Source organism: Flavobacterium glaciei (genome assembly GCF_003350545.1).
Lineage (GTDB): Bacteria > Bacteroidota > Bacteroidia > Flavobacteriales > Flavobacteriaceae > Flavobacterium > Flavobacterium glaciei.
In genome coordinates this window covers 72,856-89,487 of the sequence record NZ_QQBA01000007.1, presented here as the reverse complement: position 1 = coordinate 89,487, position 16,632 = coordinate 72,856, and the positions used below count along the sequence as shown (strand labels likewise).

The 16,632-nt window shown below is 33.5% G+C and carries 13 protein-coding genes; 1 reads left to right on the top strand and 12 read right to left on the bottom strand.

The annotated features are described in order from the left end of the window. Nucleotides 1–171: 171 nt before the first annotated feature. Together apaG and DFR66_RS07935 are read right to left on the bottom strand one after the other, a co-directional pair. A complete protein-coding gene (gene apaG / locus DFR66_RS07940) occupies nt 172–558 on the bottom strand; it encodes a Co2+/Mg2+ efflux protein ApaG (RefSeq protein ID WP_114754300.1) in 387 nt (128 codons plus the stop codon). A gap of 80 nt (nt 559–638) precedes the next feature. Then, nucleotides 639–1,901 carry a type IX secretion system plug protein gene (locus tag DFR66_RS07935; RefSeq protein WP_114754299.1) on the bottom strand — a complete coding sequence of 421 codons (1,263 nt, stop codon included), beginning with the start codon at nt 1,899–1,901 and terminating at the stop codon, nt 639–641. A gap of 167 nt (nt 1,902–2,068) precedes the next feature. Between DFR66_RS07935 and DFR66_RS07930 the strand changes: the two genes are divergently transcribed. Continuing rightward, the gene (locus DFR66_RS07930) at nt 2,069–4,879 is read left to right on the top strand and encodes a M16 family metallopeptidase (RefSeq protein ID WP_114754298.1); all 2,811 of its coding nucleotides are present in this window, start codon (nt 2,069–2,071) and stop codon (nt 4,877–4,879) included. 65 nt (nt 4,880–4,944) lie between these two features. Here DFR66_RS07930 and DFR66_RS07925 read toward each other — a convergent pair whose 3' ends face one another. The 10 genes from DFR66_RS07925 to DFR66_RS07885 all read right to left on the bottom strand — a co-directional run bounded on the left by DFR66_RS07925 (nt 4,945) and on the right by DFR66_RS07885 (nt 16,586). Continuing rightward, nucleotides 4,945–5,709, bottom strand: coding sequence for a class I SAM-dependent methyltransferase (locus DFR66_RS07925; RefSeq protein ID WP_114754297.1), 765 nt, complete (start codon nt 5,707–5,709; stop codon nt 4,945–4,947). Between the two features lie 49 nt (nt 5,710–5,758). Continuing rightward, the gene (locus tag DFR66_RS07920; RefSeq protein ID WP_114754296.1) at nt 5,759–6,172 is read right to left on the bottom strand and encodes a GxxExxY protein; all 414 of its coding nucleotides are present in this window, start codon (nt 6,170–6,172) and stop codon (nt 5,759–5,761) included. Nucleotides 6,173–6,240: 68 nt separating this feature from the next. Further along, entirely contained in the window at nt 6,241–7,059 is an 819-nt protein-coding gene (gene map, locus DFR66_RS07915) for a type I methionyl aminopeptidase (RefSeq protein WP_114754295.1), read from the bottom strand. Nucleotides 7,060–7,102: 43 nt separating this feature from the next. After that, nucleotides 7,103–8,491, bottom strand: a complete 1,389-nt coding sequence (locus DFR66_RS07910) for a TolC family protein (RefSeq protein ID WP_114754370.1) — start codon at nt 8,489–8,491, stop codon at nt 7,103–7,105. Then, nucleotides 8,491–9,837 carry an HlyD family secretion protein gene (locus DFR66_RS07905; RefSeq protein WP_114754294.1) on the bottom strand — a complete coding sequence of 449 codons (1,347 nt, stop codon included), beginning with the start codon at nt 9,835–9,837 and terminating at the stop codon, nt 8,491–8,493. Before DFR66_RS07905 ends, DFR66_RS07910 begins: the two co-directional genes overlap by 1 nt. A 6-nt stretch (nt 9,838–9,843) precedes the next feature. Next, entirely contained in the window at nt 9,844–11,502 is a 1,659-nt protein-coding gene (locus DFR66_RS07900) for a peptidase domain-containing ABC transporter (protein ID WP_114754293.1), read from the bottom strand. A gap of 17 nt (nt 11,503–11,519) precedes the next feature. After that, the gene (locus DFR66_RS07895) at nt 11,520–12,191 is read right to left on the bottom strand and encodes a TetR/AcrR family transcriptional regulator (RefSeq protein ID WP_114754292.1); all 672 of its coding nucleotides are present in this window, start codon (nt 12,189–12,191) and stop codon (nt 11,520–11,522) included. Nucleotides 12,192–12,349: 158 nt separating this feature from the next. Next, nucleotides 12,350–12,502, bottom strand: coding sequence for a hypothetical protein (locus tag DFR66_RS13890; protein WP_158634643.1), 153 nt, complete (start codon nt 12,500–12,502; stop codon nt 12,350–12,352). Nucleotides 12,503–12,510: 8 nt separating this feature from the next. After that, the gene (gene gpmI, locus DFR66_RS07890; protein WP_114754291.1) at nt 12,511–14,028 is read right to left on the bottom strand and encodes a 2,3-bisphosphoglycerate-independent phosphoglycerate mutase; all 1,518 of its coding nucleotides are present in this window, start codon (nt 14,026–14,028) and stop codon (nt 12,511–12,513) included. A 140-nt stretch (nt 14,029–14,168) separates the two neighbouring features. Beyond that, nucleotides 14,169–16,586: a DUF5916 domain-containing protein gene (locus tag DFR66_RS07885; protein WP_114754290.1), complete on the bottom strand. Its 2,418-nt coding sequence runs from the start codon at nt 16,584–16,586 to the stop codon at nt 14,169–14,171. Nucleotides 16,587–16,632 lie beyond the last annotated feature (46 nt).

Genomic DNA, 16,632 nt, shown 5'->3' with positions numbered 1-16,632 from the left:
TTAATCTAGATTGTAGCCCTGATAGTAATGGAAAGCTTTTTATGATGGAAAGCCGATTTTGCAGCGCTAAAAAAGCGACTGCAAGAAGCTCTTTTTAGGGCTAGCAAAACGTGCTTGACACTTAAAAACTTGAAATGGATAGCAGGATGTGCTTCTAAGTAAATATATTAATTAATTGAGTGCAAACGGAGCACATAACCTAAAAGTAGGTACAATAACCTTGAAGTTTCTGGTTGAGGTAAAGTTAATCATATTGAAATGTCCTTTCATAGCTCCATAAGGGGAGGAAAGCAAACAACCAGAGCTGTATGTATGAAATTCTCCAGGTTTTAAAACTGGTTTTTTCCCAATCACGCCTTCTCCGTCAACTATTTCAATAGTATTTAAAGAGTCAAAAATTTCCCAATGACGAGAGATCAATTGAACTGAATCTTTACTGTGATTTTCAATCGTGATTACATAACTAAAAGCAAAGTGAATCTTATAGTTTTTGAAGTATGTACCCTCAAAACTAGTCAAAACTGAAATTTTAATACCTCTTGTTATTTGAGAAACCATAATTAAATGGATATATAAGTGATTATTATTGACAAATTTACAAAAAACGAACTCGTTTTGCTAATTTTTGAAATTATTTTTTAGTTGGTGATATTTAGTGAATTTGCTATTCCTTTTCCAACAACTCTATCGTATCTATCTGTATTCTCTCTGTAATAAACTAATACAGTGTAATCGTTTTCTGTTTGATAAAAATTTCCGTCAATTGCATTTTCATAATCAATAACACCTTTGTCATCAGCTACAATGTATTTATAATTTGTAAATCCCTGTTTGACTAAAATAGCTTTCTCATAAATGCCCTTTTGGGGATTATACTCCATTTTATATTCTGGAGTCAAATTATAGTTATTGAACATTCCGCCAACATAAATATTTTTTTTCAGTCTAAAAGTAGGTGCAGAAAGGCTGAAATAAACCCAAACATAATCCGCTTCGATTTCGGGGTTTGTTGCATTTATGTTATTTACAACAAAATCCCCATTGACATCTTGGGTAAAAGAATAGGGGAAATTTGTACGGGCATCATTAGTATATAAGTATGAGCCATAAATAGCAGTATTAGAATCAATACGCGCTATGTTATTACTTGCGGAGCGTATGTCCTTGTTTTCAAAAAACAAAAATTCATTTCCTGCCCAAAACTGTGTTTCAGGATCATATTTGTAAATAAGGTCATTCCCAATAGTGTATTGTGGAATCACATTTTTGATAGTATTGTTAAATTGTCCGTTTTGAAGTAAGACTACTTTAACGTTCTTCATTGGATTTTGAAAAGTTATGACATTTGATTTTATAGCGAAATCTAAATTGTGCTTGAGTTCAATAGTGCTCACTGTTCGTGCTCGTTTAACCTGCATGGGTACAGTAACAACATCTTCACATAAAATAAATTTTCTGGAAAACACCACTTCTTTATTTTCGTTTAAAACTTTAATGATATAATTTCCGCTGATTCGCAACTGCTGTGTAAAAAGATTAGGAATCGATAGTTTGTAGTGTGAATAAATTTGTAATGTGTTGAAAGAATTGGTGTAATCCTGAATTCTTTGATTGTCAAAACCTAGTAAATATTCGTTTTTTGGAATATTAGTTGGAACCCAGTTGTAGTCGCAATGGGTTATTTCGTAATAATAATTGGCTTCATTGCCAAAAAGGTCATCAAACTGCAATTGAAATCCTTCTCCTAATTTAAAAATTGGAATCACATTTTGATCACTTTGTAAAAAAGAAATCGTTTTGATATTGTAAGGTGCTGTTACTTCGTTTTCTACTTGCGCCGATAAAGAGGCTGAAAATATCAAAAGAATTAAAGTTATAATCTTAAAAAAGGGGGTTCTCATTTTTTAGCAGTTAAGATTTTGTAAATATAAGGAATACTCCACATTTTTATCAGATTTTATGTTTCAAAGAGTTGATGTGTTTTGTATGTAATTTCTGTTAATTAAAATGTAATTTTTTTAAAGTTAAGAGTTATCTTATTATTTTTACTTCAAATATATCTATCACTATGAAAAAAATCAACAAATTAGTATTTGGAATTATGCTATTCCCTTTAGCTGTTTTTGCACAGCAAATGGATTATTCTAAAGCAATTCCTTTTGATCCTTCTGTAAAAACAGGCAAGCTAGAAAATGGCTTAACGTATTACATCAAGAAAAATGCCAAACCAGAAAAAAAAGTAGATCTTAGGCTAGTGGTTAACGCTGGTTCTATCCTTGAGGAGAATGATCAACAAGGACTGGCTCACTTTATGGAGCACATGTGTTTTAACGGAACCAAGCGTTTTCCAAAAAATGAATTAGTCGATTATTTACAAAGTATTGGTGTAAAGTTTGGGCAACATTTAAATGCGTATACCAGTTTTGACGAAACGGTTTATTTCTTGCCAATTCCATCTGATAGTCCTGAAAAATTAGAAAAAGGGTTTCAAATTCTTGAAGACTGGGCATTTAATACTGTTTTGACACCAGAAGAAATTGATAAAGAAAGAGGGGTAGTTTTAGAAGAATATAGACTGGGTTTAGGTGCTCAAAAAAGAATGTTAGGGCGTTACATTTCAAAAATGATGCATGAATCACATTATGCCGAGCGTTTGCCAATTGGTCAAAAAGAAATTTTAGAAAAATTTAAACACCAATCCTTAATTAATTTCTACAAAGATTGGTATCGTCCTAATCTAATGAGCGTTATAGTTGTAGGTGATATTGATGTTGCCGAAATGGAAAAGAAAATTATTTCTCATTTTTCAAGTTATAAAAATCCAGCTAATGAAAAACCAAGAAAATTTTATGATGTTCCTAATCACAAGGAAACTTTTGTAGCTGTTGAAAGTGATAAAGAAGCTTCTAATGCTCAAGTACAATTACTTTATAAAGATTATTCAGCTCCAAAATCAATGGTGAATATTGGAGATTTTAAAAATTACATCGTCGAAGGATTGTTCTCCACACTTTTAAATACAAGATTGAATGAACTTACAAATTCACCGACACCTCCATTTACCTTTGGTTATTCGTATTATGGTGGAACTTTTGCCAGAAATAAAAAAGCTTATCAGTCTGTAGCAATGTCTCAAGAAGATAAGCAGTTAAGTGCTTTGAAAGTATTGGTTACAGAAAATGAAAGAGCTAAGAAATTTGGATTTACTCAAGGAGAATTAGATCGTGCTAAGTCTGAATTTATGGCTTCTATTGAAAAAGCATACAACGACAAAGACAAAACGAATTCAGTTAATTTTGTAGGGGAGTATCAAGCTAATTTCTTAGAAAAAGAACCTGTTCCTGGTATAGAATGGACCTACCAAATGATGAAACAACTTATGCCTTTGATTGAATTAAAGGATGTAAATAGTTTGATTAAAGACTACGTAAAAGAAGACAATCGTGTTGTTATTCTTACTGGTCCTGAAAAAGAAGGTTTGAAAAAAGTTACGGAACAACAAGTTCTTGATGCACTAAAAGTTAATGCGGATGAGCTAAAACCATATGAAGACGTTGCTGTTGCTACTAGTTTATTGAGAAACGAAGTAAAACCAGGAACAGTGATAAGCAGAAGTAGTAATGATAAATTGGGTACAAAAACCTTAATTCTTTCCAATGGAGCTAAGGTAACTTATAAAAATACCGATTTTAAAAATGACGAGGTTCTTTTTGAAGCAGTAAGTTTAGGTGGTTCTAATTTGTATTCCAATGAAGAAATGAAAAAAGTTCAGTTTGCCAATGGTGCGCTTGCTGAGGCAGGTTTCTCAGGATTAAAATTGAACGATATCAATAAATTCATGACGGGTAAAATAGCGAGAGTGAATCCATATATTAGTGGGATGACCGAAGGTTTGAGAGGTTCTTCAACACCTAAGGATTTAGAATATCTTTTCCAAATGACACATGCTTACTTTACAGATTTAAATTTTGACCAAGAAGCTTTTGAAGGATTCAAACAAAAACAATCAAGCTTTTTCAAAAATATGGCTTCTACGCCTCAAAATTACTTCCAACAGGAGTTTTATACCTATTTGAACCAGAATAATCCACGATTTTTTGGAATTATGCCTACCGATAAATCATGGGCTGATACCGATTATAAATTAGCGTATGAAAAATATAAAGAGCGTTTTGCAAATGCTGCTGATTTCGAATTTTATTTTGTTGGAAACGTTGACGATGCAACAATCGAAGCATTCGCTACAAAATACATTGCTTCATTACCATCGAATGATAAAAAAGAAAAAGCTGTCGATTTAGGGTATAGATTGTTAAAAGGAGATTTGAAAAAAGTCGTTAACAAAGGAACCGATCCTAAAAGTAATGTAACAATCATGTTTTATGGAGATGCAAAATATTCAGCTAAAGATGCGATGAGTATACAAGCATTAGGCGAGGTCTTGACCATCAAGTTAATTGAGCAATTGCGCGAAAATGAAAGCGGTGTTTATGGTGTTTCAGCAAGAGGAAGCATGAACAAAATGCCTTATGGATCGTATAATTTCTCAATTGGTTTCCCTTGCGGACCAGAAAATGCTGAGAAATTAACCGCTTCTGCTTTGAAAGAATTACAAAATATTATCGATAATGGGCCGGACGAAAAAGATGTAGCTAAATTCAAGGAAGGTGAACTTGCTGATTATAGAAAAGACAGTAAAGAAAACAGATACTGGTTGTCTAATTTTACTAGATCTTATACTAATGGTAGTAGTCCTGAAGATGTATTGAAATTTGAAGAAATGGTCAATGCAGTTACTGCTAAGGATCTTCAGAATATTGCAAAACAATACCTTACTAAAGATAAAGTAATTGGAATGTTGATGCCTGAAAAAAAATAAACCAACTCATTTATAAACTAAAAACCTGCTAAAATTAACTTTAGCAGGTTTTTTTATGGGGTAAATTATTTAAAACAAACAGGGATAATTTCCCCTTTGGCTAAACAGTATTTTTCTACCAATTCAGGGGCGATTTTACTGGTGTAATCTTCTTCAATTACTTTGAAACCGATACTTCGTAACTTATCAAAATAATCACGACCGTAAATACGCACGTGGTCGTATTGTCCAAATATTTTGGCGCGTTCTTTCTGGTCGGTAATCGTGTCATCGGCAAACGTCACATCTCTTTTTAAATCCTGTGGAATTTGTAAAATAGCCATTCCACCAGGTTTTAGTACGCGGTATAATTCCTGCATGGCTTTAGTGTCATCTGGAATGTGCTCCAGAACATGGTTGCACAAAATTACATCGTATTGATTGTCCTTAAAAGGCAAATTGCAAATGTCTGCTTTTACATCAGCCAATGGAGAAAACAAATCAGTAGTGGTGTAGTCCAAGTTTTTTTGTTTGCGGAACAATTTGTAAAAAGCTTGTTCAGGTGCAAAATGCAATACTTTTTTCGGAGCTGTAAAAAAGTCCGTTTGTTCGTTGAGGTACAACCACAACAAACGATGTCTTTCTAGCGAAAGCGTACTTGGCGAAAGCACGTTGTTACGTTGTGTTTCATATCCGTATGGCAACATCGATTTAAAACTTTTGCCATCAATTGGGTCCGTAAATTTGTCCCCTTTTAAGGTAAAAGCAATGATTGGTCGTGCCACATAACTCAAACGAATTAAAAGCGGGCGCGGAATGGTGTTGAGTACGGTTTTGAAAAGTCTTTTCATAATTTATTACACAGAGACTCACAAAGAAATCGCAGAGGTTCGCAAAGTTTTACAATTCTCTCGCGGTGTTTATGAATCGTTTAATATTGTTTTTTAAAATTTTCGAATTATAATTGATTAATAGCCCAAGAGGATACTGCCCTAGTTTCAAATAAGTTAAAATTTGAGCAAAATGTACCGAAGTAAAACTTTCAACAGTTTTTAATTCAACGACTAATTTGTCTTCAATTAATAAATCGATTCTATATCCATGATCAATTATTATTTCTTTGTAGATAATTGGTAGCATTACTTCTTTTTCAACTTTAAAACCTGCTTTTTTTATTTCATAAAATAAACATTGTTGGTAAGCTGACTCTAAAAGGCCAGGGCCTAATTGTCTATGAACTTCAATTGCCAATCCTATTATTTTATAAGAAAGTGATTCTAAATCAGCAGAAATTTTTGATAGTTCTTCTTCCATTTGTTTACCAGTGTTGAATAGAAATTTGTGAATCTCTGCGACTTCTTTGTGAATCTTCGTGAAATAATTTACATCACTAAAGGCACTTTTCTAAACTCATCTTCCTCATTGCTTACAATTCCTAACTCCCTATAGATGTATGCAAAAGTCGATAAAATTTCAGGTTTTCCGTCAATTATGGCCACATCGTGTTCAAAGTGTGCGCTAGGTTTTCCATCGGCAGTAGTGATTGTCCATCCGTCTTTGTGTTGCTTGATGTTGCGGGTTCCCATATTGATCATCGGTTCTATGGCAACCACCATACCTTCAATAAAAAGTTTACCACGACCTTTTTTACCATAATTTGGCATTTCGGGATCTTCATGCATTTTTTGGCCCAAGCCATGACCTACAAGCTCACGCACTACACCATATCCATGTGCTTCGGTATATTTTTGAATAGCATTTCCCACATCTTCCACGCGATTTCCTAGACGGAGTTCACGAATCCCTACGTACAAGGATTCTTTAGTAACTTGTAGTAATTTTTTAGTTTCTGGTGCTACTTCGCCAATTTCGAAAGAGTACGCATGATCACCATGGTATCCGTTTTTGAAAGCCCCGCAATCTACCGAAATCACATCACCACTTTCCAGCGGTTTGTTGTTCGGGATACCATGCACTACTTGTGAGTTTGGACTCATGCATAGTGAATTTGGGAAACCGTACAATCCCAAGAAACTGGGTACTGCACCGTGATCACGTATAAAGGCTTCGGCAAGTTTGTCTAGGTATAATGTGGTGACTCCTTCTTTAATTTCAGAGGCAATCATTCCTAATGTTTTAGATACGATTAAGGCACTTTCGCGCATTAATTCTATTTCTTCACGTGACTTTGCTATAATCATAATTTCGAATTTTCAGTTGGCAAAAGTACGATTTTATAATTATTTAATCCGGATTGGCCATAATTTTAAACAGCTCCGAATTTGAAATGTAAAAGCGGTTTTCTAATGCTATTTTTGAGAGTTGCGCACTCACTAAATTGTTCTCTCTAGTGTTGATTAAAAACAGTGAGCTTTCGCCAAATGAAAACAACCTCTCCTCGGAGTTTAGCATGGTTTGATTGTCTTTTACCAAACCTTTTATAAGTTCTTTTTGCTTTAACAAGGACTCTATTTCTATTTTTTGAGCATTAATCTTGTTAGTCAACTGTACTCTTTCTAGATTTAAAGCAAACTCAGTTTCTTGTACTTTGAATTTAGCTAGCTTTAAGCTACCACGTTCTTTTCGTAAAAATAGCGGAAAGTAAAAATTCAAACCAATCTTATAATCTTCAAAGCGATAATTGTCTATATAACTCGGCTCAGAAAGATAGGAGTAACCAACGTCAATTTTGGGTAAGAGCATGTTGGCTTTTAGTTTTTGCTCTACAGTTAACATATCTATTTTACTTTCAAGGGCGTTAATTTTAGGATGATTGGTTATCGAAAAGTCTTGATTAACTAAATCATTGGTTCGTAAACTTTCTTGAATAGTGAATTCTAATTGACTTTCCGGAATTAAATCCTCCGCTAGTTCAAGCGGAATGTTGTTTTCAAGCCATAAAAAATTAGACAATTCTAATTTAGCTTTTGTAAGTTTTAATTTAGAATCTTCAAGACTCAAAGCTCTATTTTTTACAATAATTCCCGCCTCAACACTATCTATTGCTGGCTTGTCTCCTTGAATTATTAAGGATTGAATTCCTTTAAATCGTATTTGAGCATTTTTATTGTATTCTTCATAAAGTTCAACTTCATTAAAGTTTTTTTTCCAATTAAAATAAGCTATTGAAGCGTCATAAAGCACGGCAATAGCCTGTAATTTTCGCTCTGCTTCACTAAGTTGTAGTTGCATTTTTGCTTTCCTCACATCGGCCATCCTTTGATTGATAAGAAGACCTTGACCTAATGGAACCGTAATCCCTAGAGAGGTAAGTCCTTGATTAGGGACTGTATTTTCGGGATTAAGATAAATACCTTCGTTGTTATCAAAGCCCGCTTTAATTTCAATACCATACCATGTTGGGATTTTAAAACTACTGTTTAAAATGGAATAATATTCGCTGTCTTTGAATTGTTTTTTGCTAAAATCGACTTCTATTTTTGGATCAAAACCACCTCTTGCCATCATTAAGTTAGCTTGTGCTTTGCTGATCTCAAGGTTTGCATTTTTTACTAAAGGATGGTATTTTTTTACATAACCAAGAAATTCATCATAAGTAAATTCTTTTGATGCTATTTCTTGAGCAGTTGCAGAAAAGCCAAAGAATAAAAGCGCTAAAAATACGTTTTTCATTATTTCTTTTCTTTTGTAGTTTTGGTGGTTGGGTTGTAATAATTTGGTGGAAATCCATTTAGTGATCGCCACAATTCAAACCATACAGGCACATTATTTAGTAAAGCAATAGTTTGCGCACCTGCTCCAATACTCAACTGTGAAGGCCATTTGTCATCGTTTTTATCTGGTGAAATCAAAACACGATATTTTCCATTTTCACTGATAAAGTTTTCAATAGCAACAATTTCACCGCCAAAGGTTCCATACGACATATTGGGCCATCCTGAAAAAACAATTGTAGGCCATCCATCAAACCAAACGCGTACTTTTTCACCTTTACTTAAAAGTGGTAAATCAATTGGATTTACAAATGTTTCTACAGCAATGTCATAGTTAGAAGGCATGATAGTAGCAATAGGGGTTCCCTCTTTTATAGTCTCCCCAATTCCAGATTGAATGGCTCTGTTGACATATCCGTTTTGAGATGCTTTGATATAATACATCCCGTTTCTGATGCTGTAGTTTGCATATTGATTTTCTAACTTATTCACTTGTGCATCAGTATCAAACTGGCTGCTCAAAGCTGTAAATTTGTCACTATTAGCTTTTGATGCTTTTTCGGCATACTCAGCGCTAATTCTGTTAATCTCTACTTTTGCATTTATAAATTCGTTTTTACTGGTTAAGTATTTGTTTTCCTGAGTGATAATTTTAGCTTCCACTTCTTGTAATTTCAGTCTTTTTTCTTCAATATCTGTAAGTGGTTTTAGTCCCTCTTTGTTTAAAGCAACCGAACGATTGAACTGCGTATTGGCAATTTTTAATTGTGTTTTTACCGCCACAAGATCAATACTATCACTTTTAATTTTTAATACTGCTTGTTTAATTTTGTTTTGAGCTTGTTCTAGTTTAAGTTCTTTTTCTTGTTCTATAGCTGCTATTTGTCCGGATAAAGTGGTTACTTTTGAACTGTATGATTCTAAAGATTGTTTTTTTGCATTGATTTGGTTCTTTGTATTCTGAACTAAATTTGGATCCATATAATCCTCTTTGATTTCTGAAATGAATACGATTGTGTCGCCTTTCTTAACAAAATCACCTTCCTGAACATACCATTTTTCAAGTCTGCCAGAAATCACACTTTGAATGGACTGCGGTCTTTGTTCGGGTCTTAATGTGGTAACGCTTCCGCTACCTGAAATGTTTTGTGTCCACGGGAGGAAAAGTGCAATGACAGCTATAAATGAAACCCCAACTATAATTTTATTTAAGATTTTATAATGAGGTCTGTTGACTAGGTTTTTCACCGTCGTAAAACGATCTAATGATGGCAGTATTGTTTTATTGTCAGATATGTTTAGCATGACTAATTATTTTTTTATATCAAGTTGAATAGTTCCATTTTCCATAGTGATAATACGACTGCATTTGGTTTTCCAATAGGGGTTTTTTGAGGAAACTATTATTGTCCAGTTGTTCTTTTCGGACGTAAGGAAATCGATAATTTCATTAGCAATTTTAATATCCATCATGTCCGTAGGATCTTCGTAAAAAAGGATTTTTGGTTTGTTTATTATACTTCTAGCCAATAGTACTTTTTCAGCATCGGAAGATGATAATTGTTTACCTTCTGGGAAAATATGGGTTTCGAGACCTTTGGGTAACTTTTTGACAAAACTAGAAAGTTGCACGCCTTCAATAGCCCATTTAAGATTTTCACTACTTATGGACTTGTCATTAAAAGTAATGTTTTCTAAAAGGGTTCCTTCAAATGGTGTTTCGCCATGAATAATACCGCCAATTTGGGAACGGTATTGCTTCAAATTAATTTTTCTAAAGGTATCATCATTAATGTAAAAAGTACCGGATGTAGGTTGTAATAAACCAGATAATATACGAATAAGTGTAGTTTTCCCCGAACCATTGTCTCCTGCAATAGCTATTTTTTCTCCTTGCTCAATTTTTAATGAAATGTTACTCAGGATTTCCTTTTCTGAGTCTGGAAATTTAAAAGTAAGATTTTCTATCTCTAAAGAAATATTAGCATAACAAATATCGCTGTCGAAATTTGTTTCTTCATCTAATTGCAAATCAGATACTTGTCCTATTTTTTCAATTGAAGTTAGTACGTCATAGAATGTTTCAAGTCCGATGATAATTTTTTCTACAGAAGCTATGACTAATAAGATAATGATTTCTGCCGCTACGAATTGGCCAATATTCATTTGTTGTGACAATACCAAAAAACCTCCAATAGACAATAATCCACCAGTTATTAAAATTTTAAAAATAATTAATTGGGTAAATTGTCTTTGGATAACATTGAAATGTTTTTCCCTATACTTTAAGTAATCAGCCGCTATGTTGTTGTTTTTTTGGAGTCCAAAATTGTAGTGAAGGTCATTTTTGAAACTATAATTATTCCTGGCTAATTCTTGTAACCAGCCTGCTACTTTATATTTGAATTTTGATTCTTTCAAACTCGTTTCCAAACCTGATTTAAAAGAGAATCGGAATATAAAATACAAAAGAAAAAATAATAATATACCGAATATAATAAAATATGGGTGATATAAGGATAGTAATATGACTCCAAAAACAATCTGTAATAGCGCCGCTGAAAAATCAGTTAAGAGCTTTGAAGTTCCTTTTTGAATAGTCATGGTATCAAAAAAACGATTGGCTAATTCTGGTGGATACGAATTGTACAGTTGATCCATTTTTATTTTTGGCAATCGAGCTGCAAATTCAAAGGAAGAACGGACAAATATTTTTTGTTGTAAATTTTCGGTAATTCGGAGTTGCATAAAAGATAAAACTCCAACCAAAGCTACCCCAAAAATAACCAAAATAATTAAAACTATCCAGGAAGCGCTTACACGTCCGGATTGAATAAAATTGGTGATCGCTTGGATACCAAGCGGTAAAGACAAACTTACTAATCCAGCAAAAATGGCATAAAAAATTATTTGATAGACATCTTTTCTATCTAATGAAAGTAGTTTATAAAAACGATTTAAAGGAGTCATATTCGCTGTAATTTGTTTTATCGTAAGACATTATTAATAAGGTTCAGGTAAAATTTAGTGGTTGTCACAGATTCGTTACAATCAGTTATTGTTTTTAAGTGCTCTTTCAAGAAATGTTGGTGTAAGTTACCCTCAACTATTGTTGAAACTAGTGATTTTGCATAGGGATAATCAGGATTTACCTCATTTATCATTACCACAATGCTATTAATTACTTTCTTGTATATCAGAAAAAAACCTTCTTTATTTTCTTGATCAATCTCTTTTGTTTGAAAAATTTTTGTAAATTCTGCAATAATAATTTTATTTAAAATAGCTTCGTTAATATGTTCATAATTTGCGTCATCAATAACTTTTTCAGTTACAATGGTTATCGCTTTATTCAGTTTCTCAATTGGGTCTGTGATATTTATAGTAGCAAAAAGGAGTTTGTATTCCATCCAACTCCAATACCAAGATGATAAATACACCAGTAATTTGTGTTTATTTTCAAAATATCTGTAAATGGAGCTTTCATTAGAACCTATTCGTTCTCCTAATTTTTTGAATGTAAAATTATCAAATCCCATTTCGTCTATTAAAAAAATACTATTCTCTATTATTTTTTTGCCTAGAGGAGATGTCTCGGGATTTTTAACATATATTTTTTCGTTGACTTGGATTTTTAAATTGGATAGAATAATGCTCATAATCTATAATATTTCATACAAATATAACAGTTTTACTATCAACTATGAATATTTAACTTTTATTTATGTAAAGTTTACTTTTAAAAATATGACCGGTTTTTATAAAAAAAGGAGCTTTTCAAAAATACTTTTGACTAGCTCCTCAACTCTTTAAATTGTTAGTTATAGTGGGACTTACCGTTTTTACCAGGAGCGCCATTTTTACCTTTCTCGGTTCCTATTGCATTTGAACCATCTTGTCCGGGTGTACCATTCTTGCCTGTTCCTAATGAGCTGCAACTATATAAAGTTATAGCTAATAGCGCAATCATATACTTTTTCATAGCAAAGAATGACAGGACATTACCTCTGGTTTTTCTACTCCCATTAATTCCAATATGGTAGGAGCAATATCCCCAAGAACTCCATCATGAATTGCTCTTAGGTCTTTGTCCACTAAAATAATTGGAACTGGATTTGTAGTGTGTGCTGTATTTGGACTTCCGTCAGGATTAATCATTGTTTCACAATTTCCGTGATCTGCAATAACTATAGTCGTATAATTATGTGCTAATGCTGTTGTAATTACTCTTTCCACGCATTTATCAACCGCTTCACAGGCTTTTATGGCAGCACTCATAATTCCAGTATGTCCCACCATATCGCCATTAGCAAAATTAAGACATACAAAATCCACTTCTTCTTTTTCTAGTTCGGGAACTAAAGCATCTGTCAAATCAAAAGCGCTCATTTCAGGCTGTAAATCATAAGTAGCGACCTTTGGAGAATTTTTCAAGATACGGCTTTCGCCAATAAAAGGTTGTTCTCTTCCACCGGAAAAGAAAAAAGTTACGTGCGGGTATTTTTCCGTTTCAGCAATGCGTATTTGCTTTTTGTGTGCTTTTTCTAGTACCTCACCAAGCGTTTCTGTAATATTATCTTTGTTATAAACAACTTTTACATTTTGATAGGTTTCGTCATAATTAGTCAACGTAACATAATACAAATTAAGTTTGTGCATGTTTTGTTCATGACAATCCATTTGTGTCAAAACTTCCGTAAGTTCTCTGCCTCTATCCGTTCTGAAATTAAAGAAAATAACCACATCATCTTCTTCAATTGTGGCTATTGGTTGGTCATATTCATTCACCATAACCGTTGGGTGAATAAATTCATCAGTAACATTTACTTCATAACTCTCTTCAATAGTAGCAACTGCATTACTAGAATGTGTTCCAACTCCGTTTACTAACAAGTCATAAGCAAGTTTTACTCTTTCCCAGCGTCTGTCTCGGTCCATCGCATAATAACGCCCTACAACCGAAGCCAGTTTTACGGTAGTATTAGCAATATATTCTTGTAAATCTTGAATGTAATGTTTACCAGATTTTGGGTCTACGTCACGACCATCAGTAAAGGCGTGAACGAAAACTTTTTGCAACCCGTGTTGTTGTGTCGCGTCAATCAAACCGCGTAAATGGGATGTATGTGAGTGTACACCGCCATCTGAAACAAGGCCAAGAAAGTGTACTTTTTTATTTTTTATTCGGGCATACGTAAAGGCATCAACTAAAACTTGCTCTTTTGCTAAAGTATCATGTGCAACGGCTAAGTTTATTTTGGCTAAATCCTGATATACGATTCGGCCTGCACCAAGATTCATGTGACCTACTTCGCTATTTCCCATTTGGCCGTCAGGAAGTCCAACATTTAAACCATCTGTTCGTAGTTGGGCGCTTGGAAAATTTCTATAAAGACTGTTGATAAATGGGACGTTAGCATTGTCAATTGCTGATACTTTCGGGTCAGGAGATTTCCCCCAACCGTCTAAAATCATAAGAATTACTTTTTTGTTCATTGGAATGTATTTTATACAAAGATAAAGTATTTCTAAAAATGTTTGAATGCATGGAAATCACTATTATATATTCGGAGGCTAACAATAACAAAAAATGATTATTTTGTTGCGTATAGCTATCTTTTTTAAAATTAATGCATTTAGAATTTATTCTTAACTTGGTTGTAATCTATAAAATAACGCACACTTATTGAGAAAACATGACTCAAGGCATCGTTATTCAACAAATTAGTGATGTTCTCAGTATATTCTTTATTGATTTTTCTTTCAAAGGCTCCTGCATTATTTCGGTATAAAACAGAAACTTGACTTCCTGGCGCAAACCACCAAGAATAAGATAAATCAGCATTCCAAGAATAAAAACTGGAGTTTCTATTCTCCACATATCCGGCAAAATCAGCTAGTCTTCCGTTTTGTTCTAATGATAAAACGTTTTTATTCTCAGCGTAGGACCAGTATTGTCGTAATGAAATATTAAATGTCATCTGGCTATTCAGTGAATACTTTCCTGAAAGTGTATTGGAATAGGTAATTACATTTCTATTAGCAAAGATTATAGCATTTGGTGTAACCGAATTTAGATCTTCATTAATGCTGTCAATGTAGCCTTTATTATTGTTTTGTCTAAAAAAGTTGAAGTTGTAATTCAGTGATAGTTTATCATTAAAACGGTATCTAGGGCCCACAGAAAAACCATAGGAATTTCTTCCTGCTTCATCAAAAACAGCGTATGATGGATTGAAATCTATGGCGAAACTATTGTTATAATTTGTTGAAATGTATATAAATCCTCCTATGCGTTGCGGTATAATTACAAATCTGTTTTCAGCTCGAGATTCGTAATAATCGTATGATTCTAATGGATTGCTATTTATCCCAAAACCAATGTAGTGGTTTTGTTTAGTATTAGAGTTTATTTGAAAATTAAGATTGTTAGATTGTATTTTTCCGGTCTCTTTTTCAAATTGTGTGTAGGCATTTATCCTTGTATTAAAGGAGTTAAAATACTTAGTAGGGTTTAAAATTCTATAACTGGCATTACCATAAACACTGTAATAATTAGTTTGAAAGTTGATTCCTAAATCATTGTTGTCAAAATCTTTGGTCATGATTTCAGCCCCCATTCCGTAGCGGTATTTGCCACTTGTTTCTGAAAAATTAAGTTGGGAATAGATTCCTTTTTTATCCTCTGCAGCATTTATAAAACTGTACTTAAAATCTCCGGCTAAATTATACGTGTTTTTCTTAGTGTTTAAATCCCATGCTAGTGCGGTAACGTTTCCATCCCTAAAACTCCCGTTTCTAGTTACATTTGTGTTGATGAATGCAACTGAGGAATTTTTGCGAAAGCGCTGGTCAAGCACCAGTACATTGTAATTTGCTAATGGTTCTATTGCCTCTTCTCGTGTAACGCCAGTTTCGGTATTTCTAATAGATGCTGATGTCTTCTCGGTAACGGCATTCAATATTCCCACACCCAGTCCGCCCTTAGTTCTACCAGAAACTTTAAAGGCATTAATTAGGTTTACAGTGGCTGGACTTGCATCAACAACCTCATTAGTTGCTAAATTAGGTCTAGTGCTTGGGCTTCCGCCAATACGCCTAGAATACAGTAAATTTCCTTTGCTAAATAAGTCTGTTCCTTCTGTGAAAAAAGGTCTGTTTTCATTAAATTGTTGTTCAAATGGACCTAAATTCAAGATCTGATCGTCAAATTTTGTTTGTCCAAAATCAGGAATCAAAATCATATCTAGTGTAAAAGCATCGTTTATACCGTATTTTAAATCCAGTCCGCCTTTAAGTGTTCCGTACGTTTTCTGTTTTGAATCGGCATTTACATAAAAAGAAGAGTAGGGCAATAAGAAAAGTCTAACAGGTGGTTTAATGTTTTCAATGCCCTCCAGAATACCGTTTTGCTGTGTAAAAGTTCCTAGTTTAGAGTCTATAAAATTCCAAGAATATTTATATCGATCTCTTCTTACTTCTCTAAAAAAGTTAATTCCCCAAGTTTGTTTGTTTTCTGCCGAAAAACGCAGTGCTGCATACGGAATTCGCATTTCAACAACCCAGCCTTTATCAGTAATAACAGCTTTACTTTCCCACACCGCATCCCAAGAATAATCCTCGCCATTGGAGTCGGTTGTAATACAATCTGCTTGACCATCAGCAGCATTTACAAAAAATTGAAAGTCTTGCTGACCATCATTAAATCCATTTATAAAAACTCCAAAAATATCCGAAGTCCCAAAATCATCTCGTTGTGTAATTTCTCTTAAAATTTTATCAGGATTTTCATCATGTAACAATGCACCTATATATATGGCGTCATTATCATATAAAACCCGAACCTCTGATTTTTTGTTTTCAGGAATTGGCTTTCCATTATCTGGCTCAAATGTGATAAAATCACCTGCAACATTTGCTTGTTCCCATGCTGTTTCATTCAACACACCGTCAATAGCAATTTTTGTAGTAATAAACTTTGTTTGCAATGATTTTTTTTGGCTGTAGCCAAAGGCACTGAGTAAAAAGAAACATAGCAATAATTGATTTCTCATGAAAATTTTGATTGATTGATGCAAAATTAGAAAACCAAAAAGCTTT

Coding starts and splice junctions, on each gene's coding strand:
- DFR66_RS07910 (WP_114754370.1), bottom strand. CDS start 8,491: ATGAAAAACGTATTTTTAGCGCTTTTATTCTTTGGCTTTTCTGCAACT.
- DFR66_RS07885 (WP_114754290.1), bottom strand. CDS start 16,586: ATGAGAAATCAATTATTGCTATGTTTCTTTTTACTCAGTGCCTTTGGC.
- DFR66_RS07900 (WP_114754293.1), bottom strand. CDS start 11,502: ATGACTCCTTTAAATCGTTTTTATAAACTACTTTCATTAGATAGAAAA.
- DFR66_RS07905 (WP_114754294.1), bottom strand. CDS start 9,837: ATGCTAAACATATCTGACAATAAAACAATACTGCCATCATTAGATCGT.
- DFR66_RS07920 (WP_114754296.1), bottom strand. CDS start 6,172: ATGGAAGAAGAACTATCAAAAATTTCTGCTGATTTAGAATCACTTTCT.
- DFR66_RS07925 (WP_114754297.1), bottom strand. CDS start 5,709: ATGAAAAGACTTTTCAAAACCGTACTCAACACCATTCCGCGCCCGCTT.
- DFR66_RS07935 (WP_114754299.1), bottom strand. CDS start 1,901: ATGAGAACCCCCTTTTTTAAGATTATAACTTTAATTCTTTTGATATTT.
- gpmI (WP_114754291.1), bottom strand. CDS start 14,028: ATGAACAAAAAAGTAATTCTTATGATTTTAGACGGTTGGGGGAAATCT.
- DFR66_RS13890 (WP_158634643.1), bottom strand. CDS start 12,502: ATGATTGCGCTATTAGCTATAACTTTATATAGTTGCAGCTCATTAGGA.
- map (WP_114754295.1), bottom strand. CDS start 7,059: ATGATTATAGCAAAGTCACGTGAAGAAATAGAATTAATGCGCGAAAGT.
- apaG (WP_114754300.1), bottom strand. CDS start 558: ATGGTTTCTCAAATAACAAGAGGTATTAAAATTTCAGTTTTGACTAGT.
- DFR66_RS07930 (WP_114754298.1), top strand. CDS start 2,069: ATGAAAAAAATCAACAAATTAGTATTTGGAATTATGCTATTCCCTTTA.
- DFR66_RS07895 (WP_114754292.1), bottom strand. CDS start 12,191: ATGAGCATTATTCTATCCAATTTAAAAATCCAAGTCAACGAAAAAATA.